The sequence below is a fragment of the Mesorhizobium sp. M0802 genome (assembly GCF_040320115.1).
Taxonomy (GTDB): domain Bacteria; phylum Pseudomonadota; class Alphaproteobacteria; order Rhizobiales; family Rhizobiaceae; genus Mesorhizobium.
The window spans coordinates 21547-36490 of the sequence record NZ_JAMYOY010000033.1; the positions used below are offsets into that span (position 1 = coordinate 21547).

16 protein-coding genes are annotated in these 14944 nt (G+C 60.6%); 9 read left to right on the top strand and 7 right to left on the bottom strand.

The genetic code is table 11. The annotated features are described in order from the left end of the window. Window positions 1-39: 39 nt before the first annotated feature. The 4 genes from nadC to NKI10_RS29460 form a co-directional block, all read right to left on the bottom strand. Window positions 40-894, bottom strand: a complete 855-nt coding sequence (nadC, locus tag NKI10_RS29445; RefSeq protein WP_023807057.1) for a carboxylating nicotinate-nucleotide diphosphorylase — start codon at window positions 892-894, stop codon at window positions 40-42. After that, window positions 894-2435 carry an L-aspartate oxidase gene (locus tag NKI10_RS29450; RefSeq protein WP_352862509.1) on the bottom strand — a complete coding sequence of 514 codons (1542 nt, stop codon included), beginning with the start codon at window positions 2433-2435 and terminating at the stop codon, window positions 894-896. Before NKI10_RS29450 ends, nadC begins: the two co-directional genes overlap by 1 nt. Further along, complete coding sequence (gene nadA / locus NKI10_RS29455; RefSeq protein WP_352862510.1) at window positions 2432-3406, bottom strand: quinolinate synthase NadA; 975 nt, start codon at window positions 3404-3406, stop codon at window positions 2432-2434. Before nadA ends, NKI10_RS29450 begins: the two co-directional genes overlap by 4 nt. 67 nt (window positions 3407-3473) lie before the next feature. Continuing rightward, window positions 3474-4442 (bottom strand): NUDIX hydrolase, encoded by a 969-nt coding sequence (locus NKI10_RS29460; RefSeq protein WP_352862511.1) that lies wholly within the window; start codon window positions 4440-4442, stop codon window positions 3474-3476. Window positions 4443-4604: 162 nt separating this feature from the next. Between NKI10_RS29460 and panB the strand changes: the two genes are divergently transcribed. The 7 genes from panB (at window position 4605) to NKI10_RS29495 (ending at window position 9879) form a co-directional block, all read left to right on the top strand. Next, window positions 4605-5465, top strand: coding sequence for a 3-methyl-2-oxobutanoate hydroxymethyltransferase (gene panB, locus NKI10_RS29465; protein WP_023707031.1), 861 nt, complete (start codon window positions 4605-4607; stop codon window positions 5463-5465). Beyond that, window positions 5462-6325, top strand: a complete 864-nt coding sequence (gene panC / locus NKI10_RS29470) for a pantoate--beta-alanine ligase (protein ID WP_023808077.1) — start codon at window positions 5462-5464, stop codon at window positions 6323-6325. The genes panB and panC overlap by 4 nt, the downstream gene beginning before the upstream one ends. A 93-nt stretch (window positions 6326-6418) precedes the next feature. Continuing rightward, the gene (locus NKI10_RS29475; RefSeq protein WP_286456140.1) at window positions 6419-7144 is read left to right on the top strand and encodes a LuxR family transcriptional regulator; all 726 of its coding nucleotides are present in this window, start codon (window positions 6419-6421) and stop codon (window positions 7142-7144) included. 92 nt (window positions 7145-7236) lie between these two features. Beyond that, window positions 7237-7869, top strand: a complete 633-nt coding sequence (locus tag NKI10_RS29480) for an acyl-homoserine-lactone synthase (RefSeq protein ID WP_031206361.1) — start codon at window positions 7237-7239, stop codon at window positions 7867-7869. 22 nt (window positions 7870-7891) lie between these two features. Further along, window positions 7892-8266, top strand: coding sequence for a transcriptional regulator domain-containing protein (locus tag NKI10_RS29485; protein ID WP_352447891.1), 375 nt, complete (start codon window positions 7892-7894; stop codon window positions 8264-8266). A 58-nt stretch (window positions 8267-8324) separates the two neighbouring features. Next, entirely contained in the window at window positions 8325-8735 is a 411-nt protein-coding gene (locus NKI10_RS29490; RefSeq protein WP_023673629.1) for a DUF2285 domain-containing protein, read from the top strand. A gap of 169 nt (window positions 8736-8904) precedes the next feature. Continuing rightward, a complete protein-coding gene (locus NKI10_RS29495; protein WP_352862512.1) occupies window positions 8905-9879 on the top strand; it encodes a hypothetical protein in 975 nt (324 codons plus the stop codon). A gap of 437 nt (window positions 9880-10316) precedes the next feature. Here the strand turns inward: NKI10_RS29495 and NKI10_RS29500 are convergent, their stop codons facing one another. The 3 genes from NKI10_RS29500 to NKI10_RS29510 form a co-directional block, all read right to left on the bottom strand. Next, a complete protein-coding gene (locus tag NKI10_RS29500) occupies window positions 10317-11072 on the bottom strand; it encodes a Crp/Fnr family transcriptional regulator (protein ID WP_352652377.1) in 756 nt (251 codons plus the stop codon). 112 nt (window positions 11073-11184) lie between these two features. After that, window positions 11185-11370, bottom strand: coding sequence for a hypothetical protein (locus NKI10_RS29505; protein WP_023807049.1), 186 nt, complete (start codon window positions 11368-11370; stop codon window positions 11185-11187). Window positions 11371-12228: 858 nt separating this feature from the next. Further along, a complete protein-coding gene (locus NKI10_RS29510) occupies window positions 12229-12516 on the bottom strand; it encodes a hypothetical protein (RefSeq protein WP_352499305.1) in 288 nt (95 codons plus the stop codon). A 1011-nt stretch (window positions 12517-13527) separates the two neighbouring features. Here NKI10_RS29510 and bluB point away from each other — a divergent pair. Further along, window positions 13528-14163, top strand: coding sequence for a 5,6-dimethylbenzimidazole synthase (gene bluB / locus NKI10_RS29515; protein ID WP_023807046.1), 636 nt, complete (start codon window positions 13528-13530; stop codon window positions 14161-14163). A 353-nt stretch (window positions 14164-14516) separates the two neighbouring features. Then, a complete protein-coding gene (locus NKI10_RS29520; RefSeq protein WP_352447890.1) occupies window positions 14517-14642 on the top strand; it encodes a class I SAM-dependent methyltransferase in 126 nt (41 codons plus the stop codon). Window positions 14643-14944: the final 302 nt, after the last annotated feature.

Consider the following 14944-nt stretch of genomic DNA (forward strand, 5'->3'; position numbering starts at 1 on the left):
AAAGGACAGTTGACCCAATCCTGTTCGTTACTCAGACAATCATGAGCCCCGATGGTCGAGGCCGATATCCAGGATCGGCGCGCTGTGGATGAGTCGGCCGACCGAAATCAGATCAACGCCGGTCGCGGCAACCGCTCGCGCTGTATGCGACGTGATCCCGCCAGAAGCCTCGGTGATAGCGCGGCCACCGACCATTGCGACGGCGCGGCGAAGATCGGGGAGGGACATGTTGTCGAGCAGAACCGCATCGGGAGCGAAGCCAAGTACCTCCTCCAACTGGGCCAGAGTATCGACTTCGACTTCGATCTTGACGAGATGACCGGCCGCCCTTCGTGCTCGCTCGAGCGCTGGCCGGACGCCGCCTGCGATGGCGATGTGGTTGTCCTTGATCAAAATTGCATCGTCCAGGCCGAAGCGGTGATTGGACCCGCCACCTGCGCGCACGGCATACTTTTCGACTGCCCGCAATCCGGGCGTTGTCTTGCGGGTGCAGACGATCTTCGCGCCATATCCACGAACCGCAGCGACGATCGATGCCGTCGCTGTGGCGATGCCGCTCAGATGGCACAAAAAATTGAGTGCCGTCCTTTCCGCTGTGAGAATGGCTCGGGCCGGGCCAACCACTGATGCAATGACCTCTCCATCCACGACATTGCAGCCGTCTGCCCGCTCCACGGAGATTTCGACACCAGGATCAATCATGCCGAAAGCGAGCATCGCCAGATCGATGCCGGCGACAACTCCGGACTGTCGCGCCACCAACACGGTTCCCGCTTGGTATTCCTTCGGGACGATGGCGTCCGTGGTCAAGTCGCCGGCTCTGCCAAGGTCTTCAAGAAGAGATGCCCGGACAAGCGGCTCAAGCAGGACCGTGGGGAGCGGTGAGAGCATCATCACTTTGCACCTTCGGAGCTTGGCGAGTGTCCGAGTTCCCGCGCAGCCGCCAAGGCGGCTTCGAGCGTGATTTCGGACCGTCGGGCGGCAGTCGCATGATGAGGAAAATCTGTCCGGTAATGAGCGCCGCGGCTTTCTTCGCGCAACAAGGCGGCAACAGCAATCATTAGCCCGACAGCCGCCGGATCCGAGACCGCATCCTTGCTTTCGGCGAGCGGCAATAAGGCACGCGCGGCTGCTTTCAACCCTTGACCATCCCGGACGATGCCGAGTGCGCGCGACAGAAAAACGCGCACGGCTATCGGAGCGGGCGGTGGGTAGACGTTCGCAAACGCAGGCCTTGTTCTGCGCGCAGGCGTTCCGGCGACGCTTTCAGCGACCCAGCGGGCGCACACGATTGCCTCGGTCAAGGAATTGCTGGCGAGCCTGTTGGCGCCATGCAGTCCTGTCGAAGCGACTTCGCCGCAGGCCCACAGTCCCTTGACGGAGGTCCTGCCCGAGCAGTCCACGGCAACGCCACCCATGTGGTAGTGTTGGGCCGGACGAATGGGGATGAGATCGCGCGCGGGATTGATGCCCGCTCCAAGGCAGGCTGATGCGATTGTCGGGAAATGTCGAGCGAATGCCGGGCCTGGCCGTTGTCGGGCATCGAGAAAAACATGGTGGCCATCCGCAAGATGGTTCCACACGGCGCGGGCCAAGACATCGCGAGGCGCAAGTTCCGCCCCTGGCACGCTCTGGAGAAAAGCCTGGCCGGTTTCATCGATCAGGGCAGCACCTTCGCCTCGCACAGCCTCGCTGACCAGCGCCATAGGGCGTTCTGGGCCGTCAAGGGCGGTCGGGTGGAACTGGATGAATTCGAGGTCGGCTAGGACAGCTCCAGCGCGGGCCGCAAGCGCAAGACCTTGTCCGCAACTGCCCCAAGGGTTCGTGGTGTCGAGAAACAGCCCCCCGATGCCACCGGTGGCGAGGACGACCCGCCGTGAGCCGAAGAAGAAAGGTGCGATCGAACAGCTCGCCCAGACGCCTCGGATCGCATTCTCTCGCACGGCGAGCCGGCGCGCTTCCACGCCCTCCACGACAACTATCGACGGAGTGGAACGCACAGCCGCGATCAGCGCACGCATGATCTCACGCCCGGTGCCGTCCCCATGCGCATGAACGATGCGACGTCGGCTGTGTGCGGCCTCCAATCCGAGGCACAGTGATCCTTCCGGCGTGCGGTCAAAGCGAACCCCAAAGCCCGCAAGCGCCTCTATGGCCTTGGGCGCGGCTTGGAGGATGCGGCTCGCCACGTCTCTGTCGCAGAGACCATCCCCTGCGGCAACCGTATCGGCCAGGTGCATTGCCGGATCGTCGTCTTCGCCGAAACTTGCAGCCAGGCCCCCCTGGGCCCAGTTGCTCGAGTTGTCAGCTCCCAGCAGCGACCTTGACAGAAGAAGCACCGGCTCCGGCGACAGTTGAAGCGCGGTCATCAGTCCGGCGATGCCGCCGCCGATGATGATGGGCCGCCCGAAGAAGCTGCGGAGGTCGGCGCTCAAACTGCCAGCATCCGTTCGACCGCTAGCCGCGCGCGCCCGGCGATCCCGGGTTCGACGGTTACGACATGGTGGTTCTGCTCGAGCGCCGTGCGGATGTTGGCAAGCGTGATCCGCTTCATATGCGGGCACAAATTGCAGGGCCGGATGAACTCGACCTCTGGGTGCGCTAAGGCGACGTTGTCGCTCATTGAGCATTCCGTCATCAGCACGACACGTGGCGGCCTTTGCCTTTCGACATAGTCGGACATGGCAGCCGTCGAGCCGGAAAAATCTGCTTCAGCCACGACGTCGGGCGGGCATTCGGGATGGGCGAGCACGACCACGCCGGGATGGCTTTCGCGCAACTCGCGGATGTCGGTCGGTGTAAAGCGCTCATGCACCTCGCAACGCCCTTTCCAGGCGATGATCTGCACATCTGTCTGGGCGGCGATATTCTGGGCCAGATATTCGTCCGGCAACATGATCACCCGGGGAACCCCAAGGGATTCGACGACCGCCTTGGCGTTGCCGGATGTACAGCAGATATCCGACTCGGCCTTCACTTCGGCGGACGTATTTACATAAGTGATGATCGGAACGCCGGGATAACGCTGGCGCATCAAGCGCACGTCTTCTGCCGTGATTGAGTCCGCCAACGAGCAACCGGCGCTGAGATCCGGAATGAGCACGGTCTTGCCCGGATTAAGGAGCTTGGCCGTTTCGGCCATGAAATGGACGCCGGCCAGCACGATGACTTGCGCCTCGACCGTCGCAGCCGTGCGGGCTAGTGCCAAGCTGTCGCCGACGATGTCGGCCACGCAGTGGAAGATCTCGGGCGTCTGATAGTTGTGCGCCAGGATGATCGCGTTGCGCTCGCGCTTCAGCGCAAGGATCGCCTCGATATCCTCGGCGAAAGCCGGCCATTCGATCGGCGGGATCACTCGTCGGACGCGCTCGTAGAGCAACGCGGCCGTAGGCAGCATGGCGCCCATAGACTCCCTCCCGCTTATACTCTAACTGAAAATAACCAGCATATACTTGCTGTGAGTATAAGGGATGTCAACCCCGCGCCAGCGGCAATTTTGTCCCGGCGATGAGCCTATCGTCGAGAACGGCGTGGCGGAAACGGAAAAGCTTCGCTGGCCGGCCGCCGGTCTCAGTGGTGGCCTCTCCGGTCTCCTCGACCAGCTCCTGCTGTTCGATCAGTCGGCGAAAGTTCGGCTTGTGGATGAGCCTGCCGGCGAGCGCCTCCACGGTTCGCTGCAGCTGCAAAAGCGTGAAGACCGGCGGCATCAGCTCAAAGACGACTGGGCGGTATTTGATCTTGGAGCGCAGCCGCGCAATGCCGGTCGCCACGATGCGGCGATGATCGGCGACCATGGACTTGCTGGGCACCAGCGGCGGGGGTCCTGCGTCCCGCCCTCTTACGGCCTCTTGGACCAGGCCTGCTTCGTAGACTAACTCATAGCGTTGAAGCGTGAGTTCCTCGTTCCAAAGGCGGTCGTCGAAGCCAAAGGCTATCGTCGCCCGCTGCCAGCGTTCACGTCGCGTGGCCGAATCGCCAACGCCGTTTGCCCATTCGATCAGGCGCGGCCGCAGAACGTCCAGCACGACCGCAGGCGTGCCGGAGCGGTGGTCCTCCCATGGAAAATATTCATACCAACTCTGCCATCCGCACTTGGGCGAGCCCGCTGCCTGTTCCTTGCGCGTCAATGCGAGATAGCTGATGGAGATGACGCGCTGCTGGCGCTCGGCGCCGATGCGATCCCGATCCGCGAACGTGTAGAGTTGCTCAATGTACCCCAGCCGATGGCCGGTTTGCTGCTCGACCCACCCCCTCAAGCCGGATTGCAGCGATCGGTGCTCAAGCGCAAAGGGACCGGAGGGCAAGGTGTCCGCCTTGCCGATGGTGAGGACACAGGGTTGACTGCCGTTTACGGCGACCACAAAGGCGATCAAGTCCACTTTGACGTTGTCGGCCTTGCCGGCGGCTCTGTCTTTCCTGAGTCCTATTGCCTGATCGTCCATTATTTGGCCAGCTCGGGGGCACCTTAATCGATTTAGTGTAAGCGTGCCAATTGGCACGTCAACACCCCGCAGCTGCATGGCCATTTTTTTGCTCTTCGCACCTGCACAAAAATGTGCCAAAGGCGACAGCCGCAGCTGGTAACGTAGGGGAAGGAGGGTCCCATGAGCGCTTATGGTGACACCAGGGCGATCACACCGCCGGATATTCGTTCGCGCAAAGGTGGGACGCCGCTCGTCTGCCTTACCGCCTACACCACCCCAGTCGCCCGGCTTGTCGATCCCCATTGTGATGTGGTGCTCGTCGGCGACAGCGTCGGCATGGTTCTCCACGGCCTGCCCTCGACGCTCGGTGTCACGCTGGAGATGATGATCACGCACGGCCAGGCGGTGCGCCGTGGCATCAAGCAGGCGCTGATGGTGGTCGACCTGCCGTTCGGTTCCTACGAGGAAAGCCCAGAGCAGGCTTTCCGCAATGCCGCGCGCGTCATGGCCGAGACCGGCTGCACGGCCGTCAAGCTCGAAGGCGGCGAAGCGATGGCAGAGACGATCGGCTTCCTCGCCGCACGCGGCGTGCCCGTCATGGCCCATGTCGGATTGACGCCGCAGGCCATCAACACCATCGGTGGCTACCGCGTACAGGGCAGGGGCGGGGATGCCGAGCGCATCAGGCGCGACGCAATTGCGGTGGGCGAAGCGGGCGCCTTTGCGGTCGTCCTGGAGAAGGTTCCTGAGGCGCTCGCCCGCCGGATCACCAAGGAGGTGGCGACCCCGACCATTGGCATCGGTGCCTCGGCAGCCTGTGACGGCCAGATTCTCGTCGTCGACGACATGCTGGGCCTCTTCGGCGACTTCCGGCCCAAGTTCGTCAAGCGCTATGCTGAACTCCGGGAGGCGGCTGCGGCTGCGATCGCTTCCTATGCGCGCGAGGTGAAGGAGCGCCAGTTTCCCGCCGCAGAGCACGTGTTTGCCGATGCGCCCAAGCCCGCCGACACGGACGCCACCAAGAGCGGAGAAGCAGCGTGAGCGTGCCGATCGTCAGGAGCGTTGACCAGCTTCGCGAAAGCGTCGCCGCATGGCGCTGCGAAGGTGTGAGGATAGCCCTGGTGCCAACGATGGGCGTCCTGCATGAGGGCCATCTCAGCCTGGTGCGCGCTGCACTCGAGAAGGCAGACCGTGTGATAGTGACGCTCTTCGTCAACCCGAAGCAATTCAACAGCCAGGCCGATCTTGCCGCGTATCCCCGCACCGAGAACGAGGATGCCGCCAAACTGGCACCGGTTGGCGCGCACCTGCTTTATGCGCCAGATGCAGAGGAGATGTATCCGGCGGGCTTCGCCACCACCGTTTCGGTTTGCGGTGTCAGCGAAGGCCTGTGCGGTACATTCCGGCCGGGGCATTTCGACGGCGTGGCGACCGTCGTCGCCAAGCTCTTCCTGCAGACCAGCGCTGACTTCGGCTTCTTTGGCGAAAAGGACTTTCAGCAAATTCACCTGGTCAGGCGCATGGCCCGGGATCTCGATATTCCAATCACCATTGTTGCCTGTCCGACAGTCCGTGAAGCCGACGGTCTTGCGCTATCATCGCGCAATGTGCGGCTCTCGCCAGCGGAACGCGCTGTTGCTCCCAAGCTATCATCGGTCCTGCTCAAGACGGCTGAGCGGCTTGAGCGCGGCTCACCCATCATGCCAACGCTTGCAGAATCTCGCGCAGCAATTCTGACTGCAGGCTATCGCGAGGTCGAATACCTGGAACTTCGCGATGAGGCAGATCTGCAGCCGATAACAAGCCTCGATCGACCGGCACGGTTGCTTGCCGCCGCTTGGCTCGGCGGCACACGGCTCATAGACAACGTCAGACTATTTCGGATTGGTTCAACAGATTAGCCACGTTCTCGGCACGCGCCGTATTCGTCCGGGATCATCTAAAACAAGGTCTCTGCCTGGCATTGAGCGTTACGGAGGTTACGCACAGGACACATGCATCGCGTGTTTGAGAACTTCGTCGAGCAACTGTCTGCAAGTGTTGATGCTGCCGATCTCTGTGAGGCAATGGCCTCCGCTGCAGCCGGCTTCGACTTCCCGCTATTCGCCTATTTCACCTACCCGTCAGCCTCCGGCGACGCCCCCCAATTGATTTCAAACTATCCTTCATCCTGGACGTCACGTTATCTGCAACAGCGGTACCACAGTCTCGATCCGGTCATCCTGCGCGGGCTGCAAGGCTGGGATACATTCGATTGGGGTGTGGATCGCGCTCGGCACTGTCTGCCGAATTCGCAGCAACAAATTCTAGAGAGTGCGGCTGAGTTTGGCATCTGCGGCGGCCTGACGATGTCCATGCATGATCATCTCGGCCGGTTTGCTGCCCTGACCTTTGCTTCCGACGAGTCCCGTCCGCCTCTGTTGCGGTCACTGGCACGTTACGAAAAAGCATTGCAGCTGGTGGCCATCAACTTTCATATCCATGTCCGGCGCAGGCTCGCCGATCATCGCGTGGTGGATGGTGTAACGCTCACCCCGCGGGAGTTCGAGTGCCTGAAATGGGCGGCGCGCGGCAAGTCGGCTTGGGATACTAGCCAGCTTCTCGGCGTCTCAAAGCGCACCGTGACCTTTCATCTGGAAAACGCCAAGGCAAAGTTTGGCGTTCGAACGATCAACCAAGCCGTTGCACGAATGGCTGCCTCCGGCCTGACGAGATCCTGATTCTCAGCCACGATACCTGTAAACCTCTACAGGCTGCATCGATGTCAGCTTTGCCCTTCGATGGCGGGAACACATCCCACATGGAGGCGACCATGATGCAACTGATAGCACCAGACTTTTACAACGAGTTTGCAGGCGAACTCAAAGAGATGCATGGGCTCAGGTTTCGGGTCTTCAAGGAAAGGCTCGATTGGGAAGTTGATACCGAAGACCAGATGGAATCCGATCCGTTTGATGCTCTCAAGCCTGTCTATCTGCTCCTCAAAGGATCCGACTGGCGAATTCGCGGTTGCGTGCGTCTTTTGCCCAGCACCGGACCCACAATGTTGCGCGACACCTTCCCGGTGCTGCTGGGTGCTGACGTCGTGCCCTCGACCACCGACATATGGGAGAGCAGTCGTTTCGCGCTCGATCTTCCTCCGTCGGCGCCCAAGGCAGCGGGCGGGCTGGCCCAGGCGACCTACGAGCTCTTCGCGGGCATGATCGAGTTCGGCTTGGCCAAGGATCTGACCCGGATCGTAACGGTGACGGACACGCGCATGGAGCGGATCCTCCGCCTTGCTACGTGGCCATTGTCGCGCATCGGAGAACCCAAGTGCGTCGGCAAAACGGAGGCGGTGGCTGGGTTTCTCGAGATTTCCCACGCGAGCCTTTTGCGAATCCGCAGCAGGGGACGTCTGAGCGGACCGGTACTGTGGCAACCGGTTCTAGGCCCGTCAGCATAGCGCCATTGTGGACACCTGTGCCATGAAGGATGCTGGTTTGCCCAAGGAAGCGACGGTCGGCCTTGTATGCTGGCCGGACTGGCGTCGCCAGGACGCTTACCACTACGCCAGACGATTGCCACGGACTGGCTGGGCCTGGGAGTTTCTTCGGCGCAATCCACAATTCCAGCGCGACCACGCCAAAATGGCACCGTCCGCCTGCTTTGTCGGAGCCCAGGCCGACATGAAGATAATCGAGTTGACGACAGAATCAGCTTTCCTAAGACAATGGAGCCTCCTTTTTCGCGGACGCGCCACAGTCGGACGCTACATCGGCGAGGGTCTTTTGGGATCCGCGCGATTGCGCCTGTATTCTACGAGCGGCCGCGGAGCCGCTGGGGCTCGACCACGATTTTGAACCGCTTCACCTTTCATCGCTCTCATGCTGCAAGGACATCCTGCTGACAGCTGCGGGCATGCAGCACGTGCTGCTGAGGGAGAACTGCCGGAGTCTGCAGATCGCCGTTTCCGGTGCGTCCGTCCTCCGCCCGTTGCGGCTATATGTCGACGCAATCCTTCAGCCGCAGCACCTCAAGTTCCATGTCGCTGCCCTTCAGTTCCTGAACGACATCAATGATTGCCGCCGCGTGTCAGCTGCTTGCTTTCCGCCGGAACACCGCGGAGCGCGTCTGCGTATTGTACTGCAGGCTTTGGATGGCTCGCTCGCGGGAGCATCTCATCAGGAGGTCGCCATTGCCTTGTTCGGGAGACGCCGTGTCGAAGAAGATTGGCGTCATCCAGGCGGCCATCTTCGCGATCAGGTACGCCGCGCCATCCAACGTGGCCGCTACCTGATGGGCGGCGGCTACAGACAGTTCCTGAGGTAATTGGGGTGGTTGCGATTGTCTTATCCGAACGCGCAACCTCCATTTCTCACTGCAATGGTGCGTTGCACAAAACGTGGCAAGCGCCTAGTTCTTCCGCGGCGAATCGGGTTTCGGCGAAACACCGGGACCCAACTTCGTCGATAAGTGCATTCATGACCTGAGGACCCCGATGACCGTTATGAACTCCGACAAAGCCGGCGCTGCAAGCCTTGAGACAATCGCGCGAAACGGCAGCATGCTGCGTCGCATAGCCGTACGCATTCCGACCTACCTGTCGGATATTCGCGAAAATCCGGCGTGGCTGCCCATGTTCATGTTGGCGCGCACCATGCCGGCACGGAGAATGCACTGGCGTGGTGCAAAGCCGGTCCGAAGGCCGCAAAGAGCCCAGGACACGATGTTTGCCGGTGTCAATTGCCACGACGTTGTCGACGCGCTGCGGATGGATGGGCTTTTTCCCGGCCTTGTCCTGCCTGCAATGGTGGCTGAAGATGTAGCCGCATTCGCAAGGTGCACACCTTGTTTCGGCAATTTCGATCGCCGACTCGAATTCATGCCGGCGGAGCATGCGGAGGCTGAGGCGCGATTTGGCCGTCCGTTGCTCAGCGGCCATTATTTCGAGCGCATTCTGGGCTGTAAGTCGGCCGTTGCCATCCAAAACGATCCGCTGCTCATGGATATCGCCGCGCACTATCTCGGCGGCCAGGCGACGCTGATCACGACGCGCGTCTGGTGGAGCTTCCCGACCGGCCAGGCGTCGGACGCCGACAAGAACCTGGCTTCGCTCGGCAAATACCATTTCGACCTGGACGACTGGCGGATGTTGAAGTTCTTTTTCTATCTAGTGCCCGTCGACGAGGGGACCGGCCCGCATATCTATGTTCGCGGCAGCCATGATCGCCGCGCCCTCAAGCACCAATTTACGCTTGTCGTCGGCCATCCAGCGCAAGAGATTCTGGACGTCTACGGCAGGCAGAGTCCGGTCACGCTGACCGGCAAGGCCGGTTTCGGTTTCGTCGAGGATCCGTTCGGGTTCCATATGGGCACCGTGCCGTCGCACAGGCCACGGCTGATGATGGAAGTTGGCTTCGGCGTTTCTCCTCCATCGCGCCGCCGCTTCCATGGCGAGCCTGTGATCCGCTGATTTCGAAAAGTCCCGAAACAGCCTTCCCGTTGTGAGGCAAGATAAGGCTATGCGGCTGGCGCAATGAGTCTCGCCATTGCTCCAGCTTCCTCGAGATCGCCTGCCGCGCGAAGCCTCAGATGCTCTTCGAAAACCTCCTCTACGGACCGAGTCATCTCGGGTCTCCTTTGGAGTCACCGGAAGGTGGTGCACAGCCGTATCGTGCTTCGCAATCCTGAACGACTGCGAGGGGCGGTTTGTTCCTCGCGTGGCGCATGCAGCGGTGCCGGCATGACAGCTTCGTCTTGGATCCCGATGCTCGGCAACGTCGGCGGTGAAGGCTCTGTCTAGGCGGCTTACCCGGACATGACTCCAATGCAGGAAATCGACCATCTCCTGTTCGAGCACATTCGTTGGCGATCACCGTGGCGGCGCTACGGACGCCGCGGCGCCTGCGGTCAATGCAGTTTGCCGACTAGCCGAGCGTATTCGGCTTCAGCCCTGCCATATGACCCATCTGCCAGCGCAATTAGACGCGCGCGATCAAGAATGACTACCTCTCCTCGCCTTGAGCGTATCAGACCTTGGCCCTCCAAGGTTTGCAGCGCTATGGTGACGCCGGGCCGCCTGACACCGAGCATAACTGATAAGAACTCGTGCGTAATCGCAAAGCTGTTCCCCTCGACGCGATCATCACACATCACCAGCCATCTTGAGAGCCTATCGACGATGTTCATCCGGGCATTGCTGAGCGCGGTGAAGCTTGCCTGGAGGTGAAAGTAGTGAACGTAGCGGAGCAGAAAACTTCGCAGGGTTGGGCTTGTCAAAAGCGCCTTGGTGAAGAGGCCCGCGTCGATAACAAAGGCTCGGGCTTCTAATTGGACGTAACAATCGTGCGTTGACCGGTCATCGCCCATGATAAGCGCTGAGCCGGTCATACCCTCACAACCTATGATTCCGATCTCAGCTTCAATACCAGGCCGCAGTTCGCCCACCACTGACCCGAGACCGCTCTCGAAGAAGTACACGGTTCTGATTGGAGACCCCGCCACTTCGAGATGCGTCTTCAGTCCAAGGGAGACGCTTTCCAAATGAGGTTGCAGCAAGGCCAAATCTGCCGAGCACATTCGAAGCAGCAGCGAATCGCGATAGATGGAATTTTGGCCGGTGTCGCATTGCGCGGCAGTGTGAGTTTGTGAACTGGAATCTGTCATAGCTCCCTCTCCCTATTGGGGCGGAAGCATGTTGATCGCTCACAGCCGACGGACGCCCTTAGAGTTGCCGTCGATGCCACACTGTATGCCTGCGGACTGCGGATGTCCCATTTTAACTGCGTTGATCGGCGCCAGCCAGGGTTTGGCGCACCCGCTCTAACGCCGCATTCAAATGCTCCAGAAATTCGTCATCGCTTTTGGTCGCCAAGCCGACTTGTCGAGCGCGAGTTACAATGCGCTCCTGGAGTGAAACCGCTGTCTCGTAGTGGTCGACGATCATCTGAAATGAAGCGCTCATTGGGGCGGATTCAAAGAGCTGTGCCATTGTGGCAATGTAGTTCCACGATGATGAGAGTCCATGCGGCCGCCGCTTGGGTAACAATCGTACAATATACCCAAGACTGGCCGCGCTCTTTGGTTAGCCTCCCAGTAATCCAGTAGCCTTGCGAGGCGCAGCTTCTCGTCGCCCTTCTCCTCGTGACCCGGCCGACCAGTCCCGGCTTCAGCCATTCCGCCTTGTCCTTCTTATGCTCCTTCGGGACCGGGACGCCGACCTCGCCCTGCACACGATCCCATAGCGTTTGCCTCTTGTCGGCCTTGAAGGCTAACATCGCCCGCCCTTGTAGGACCGCTTTTCAGCCATGATCACCTCGGGGCGCTGAACGAAGCGCGTGCTTGTCGACTCTGTCGGTCGTCGCAGACGCTTACGGAGGCCTCACCGAAGAGGGCGATGCGCACTCCGGCTCGACGACGGCTGTCGCAAATCAGACTGCTGTGGGATGCACCACCATCGATCGGTACTAGGATTCTCAACCTCGGCAATAAGCTCCTCTGTACAGCAAGCGACCTTCCTGCCTAGCAATACCAAAAGTCAAACCCCGCCGCAGATGCATATCCCTGGCAGCACGCGTCGGTCTTTGGCCACGCATCTGCCAAACCGAAATCAAGTAGCCCGCCATCGCGCGACCCTCAACGCGATCTTGATCATTGCAGTCGGGCAATAACTCATCTCTTTGGACTTGGTGGTGATATATAGGCGCCCAAGCCAGCGCTAATATTGCATGGAGCTAAAATGCCCGCTAAGATTTCTTGGGTGTTAGCTGGCGGGTATTTGATGGGGTTTGGTCGTCTAGGCGCGGTCGCTCTGGTTCTGGCGTTATTCATCAGCAGCGCTCATGGCCAAGAATCCTGCGACCCTAACTACACAGGCGCCTGTGTTCCAATCGCCAGCGATGTCGACTGTTCCTCCGGAAAGGGCAATGGTCCCGCATACGTACACGGGCCGGTCTCTGTCGTAGGCACCGATATCTATGATCTTGACCGAGACGGCGACGGAATAGGTTGCGAAAACGGCTAGAGGAGGCAAGTCGCCCTCCAACTTCATGACGGCACCAGCCCATCCGCTGTTGATGGTAACGGTCATCTCCGAGTTGAGGGTGAGCAACGTTCCCAGCCATTTGCATCAAATATTAGGACCTCGTAAATGCGACTTATGGCGACTCTGCGGTACGACGGTCGAACACCGTCCACGTCTCATCCGTCTCCTGCCATACGTTTGTCAGTTGGTAGCTGATTGTAGAATGTGCCAGTAACCGGGGATGCTCATCGCGTTCCACATGCGCGAGCCCTGATGCGCGTCAGTTATTTTTACTCTCCGAGAGACCACTGGCCCGGGCGATGTTTCTCCGAGAAGAACAAAGAGGTAGATGGTTCCGGCATGGTCCCACCAATGCTTTCCCCTTGTGAACGGCATCCAAACTTTTCGGCGGGCTTGAACAGCGGCCGCCTTTGGCGGCTGTCGTAGGGCTGATGATAGACTCCATTCCAGCTCTTTCTAATGTGTCGTCCGAACAGTGAACGAAAGTAGAACATGTAATTCAACGCGAATTGACCGTGAGAGGGATGAGCTCCAATTTGGGTCATGCCTGACGCTGCTGGAAGACGAAATTGCGGTGGCGACTGGAAGCTCAGCGATGCCCCAAATGAAATTGGGCAGCTGGTGCTGTCCGCTGCGGCGCTATGACGTCAGACGATGGTATCTGCCGAATGACCTGGGAATCTTCGGGGACGTCGAGGCCGGTCGTGGTCGGAAGCAAACTGAGTTGCAGGCGGTGCTGTAGGAACGAGTATATGCAAGCTGAGACGCCTGTCGCCGTCTCCGCGTTCCAGGCCGACGTTCTCCTCGTTCCGAGGCTTGGTGAGCGATACGGGTGCGCCTGAGTGTCAATGGCGCATTTAGCAACGGCCTGGTACACGATTCACCGCCCTGCGAGCTGATCGAAACTGGCTTGGTCGATTGCATCGTAATAGCGCCGCCCACCAGGAAAGATTTTTCTATCGTTTGCGGTTGGGGTCGCATGACGCGATTGTCGGACGCAACAAGCCAGCTTGGCAATAGGCAGAGGCTGTCCACACTGTACTCCCTAGTGCCCAATCCATACCTAACGAGACCGCCATGCCGTCACCTCCAGATTTCACCGACGATTTTCGCTCCGGGCTGATCACGCTGCTGCGCTGGCGCAGGGATGTGCGGCGCTTCGAGCCAACGGCTCTGCCAGAGGGTACGCTGGAACGCCTGCTCGAGCTCGCCAGCATTGCGCCCTCCGTTGGCCTCAGCCAGCCCTGGCGCTTCGTAGTGGTCGAGAGCCTCAAGCGGCGCACTGCCGTGAGAGACTGCTTCGAGCGCTGCAATGCCGAGGCGCTCACGCGCTTTTCGGGAGAGCGCGCCGCACTCTATGCCCGGCTGAAGCTTGCCGGGCTCGACGAGGCGCCCTGTCAATTCGCGGTCTTCGCCGACCACACGACCCGACAAGGCCATGGGCTCGGTCGCATGACCATGGCGGCGACCATCGACTATTCGGCCGTCATGGCAGTGCACACACTGTGGGTGGCGGCGCGGGCGGAGGGCATCGGCATGGGCTGGGTGTCGATCCTCGATGCGACCGAGATGGCCGAAATTCTCGACACGCCGCCCGAATGGACGCTGATCGGCTATTTCTGCCTCGGCTATGCCAGCGAGGAGCACGACATGCCGACCTTGGAACGCGAATGCTGGGAACATCGGCGGCCGCCGGTGGTGATCAGGCGGTAGTGGGGCTGCCTATCATTCGCCTCTTCCGTGGCGATGAGCTTGACGCAGATCGGGTCGCCCTTCGCCACGTTGCCATTCCGACCGAAGCCGAGGTTCGTGTTCTTGCAAAGGCTAGGAAAGAGCAGCATGACAAGCGCGACCGCAGCGAAGATGGCGCTTGCGACAACCGGGCTGAAGCCGGGCATGGAGGTGGTCGACCTCTGTTGCGGGGCGGCTGTGCCGATCGCCACAATCGCCCGCCATGTCGTCGCACTACGCCGACCAGCTGGAGGCCGCGCAGCGCCGGCTGACCGGCGCCGGCGCGACCAATTGCGAATTCGTCGCCGGCTATGCGCTATGAACTCGCTACTCTGGTGTCACGCCCCGTCGACTTCGTCTTCACGGCCAACGCCTTCGACGGCGTCCCGGACCGACCGCGGCTGGCACGTGCCGTGCGCGAGGCGCTCGCCCCCGGCGGACATTTTGTTATCGTCAACTGACACCGGCAGCCGCGCGAGACGACGACGGTCCTGAAGCGAACTCAGGCTGTCGCCAAGACAGACCATCGCCGATGCCCAAGTCGGCGGCACAATGCTCCTACCCGCAGGCCCGTCGTCCGTCCACTGTCCAAGGCCTCCTGGCCTTTCTGAGGCCGTGATCCTGCCGCGGGTGTGAGTTTGCGATCCTCATAAGAGCGTCAGGCGCGAATAGAAGTTGGTAGTGTGCTGAGAGTTCTGCAAATTCGCTGAGAGGGGGCGGTCATGGCAGGCTGGTGATTGTTCACGTCACCTGATTCCCGCGA

Excerpts from the sequence above, each read along its gene's own strand:
- nadC (WP_023807057.1), bottom strand. The coding sequence starts at position 894 with ATGATGCTCTCACCGCTCCCCACGGTCCTGCTTGAGCCGCTTGTCCGG.
- nadA (WP_352862510.1), bottom strand. The coding sequence starts at position 3,406 with ATGGGCGCCATGCTGCCTACGGCCGCGTTGCTCTACGAGCGCGTCCGA.
- NKI10_RS29460 (WP_352862511.1), bottom strand. The coding sequence starts at position 4,442 with ATGGACGATCAGGCAATAGGACTCAGGAAAGACAGAGCCGCCGGCAAG.
- panB (WP_023707031.1), top strand. The coding sequence starts at position 4,605 with ATGAGCGCTTATGGTGACACCAGGGCGATCACACCGCCGGATATTCGT.
- NKI10_RS29475 (WP_286456140.1), top strand. The coding sequence starts at position 6,419 with ATGCATCGCGTGTTTGAGAACTTCGTCGAGCAACTGTCTGCAAGTGTT.
- NKI10_RS29480 (WP_031206361.1), top strand. The coding sequence starts at position 7,237 with ATGATGCAACTGATAGCACCAGACTTTTACAACGAGTTTGCAGGCGAA.
- NKI10_RS29485 (WP_352447891.1), top strand. The coding sequence starts at position 7,892 with ATGAAGGATGCTGGTTTGCCCAAGGAAGCGACGGTCGGCCTTGTATGC.
- NKI10_RS29490 (WP_023673629.1), top strand. The coding sequence starts at position 8,325 with ATGCAGCACGTGCTGCTGAGGGAGAACTGCCGGAGTCTGCAGATCGCC.
- NKI10_RS29495 (WP_352862512.1), top strand. The coding sequence starts at position 8,905 with ATGACCGTTATGAACTCCGACAAAGCCGGCGCTGCAAGCCTTGAGACA.
- NKI10_RS29500 (WP_352652377.1), bottom strand. The coding sequence starts at position 11,072 with ATGACAGATTCCAGTTCACAAACTCACACTGCCGCGCAATGCGACACC.
- NKI10_RS29505 (WP_023807049.1), bottom strand. The coding sequence starts at position 11,370 with ATGAGCGCTTCATTTCAGATGATCGTCGACCACTACGAGACAGCGGTT.
- bluB (WP_023807046.1), top strand. The coding sequence starts at position 13,528 with ATGCCGTCACCTCCAGATTTCACCGACGATTTTCGCTCCGGGCTGATC.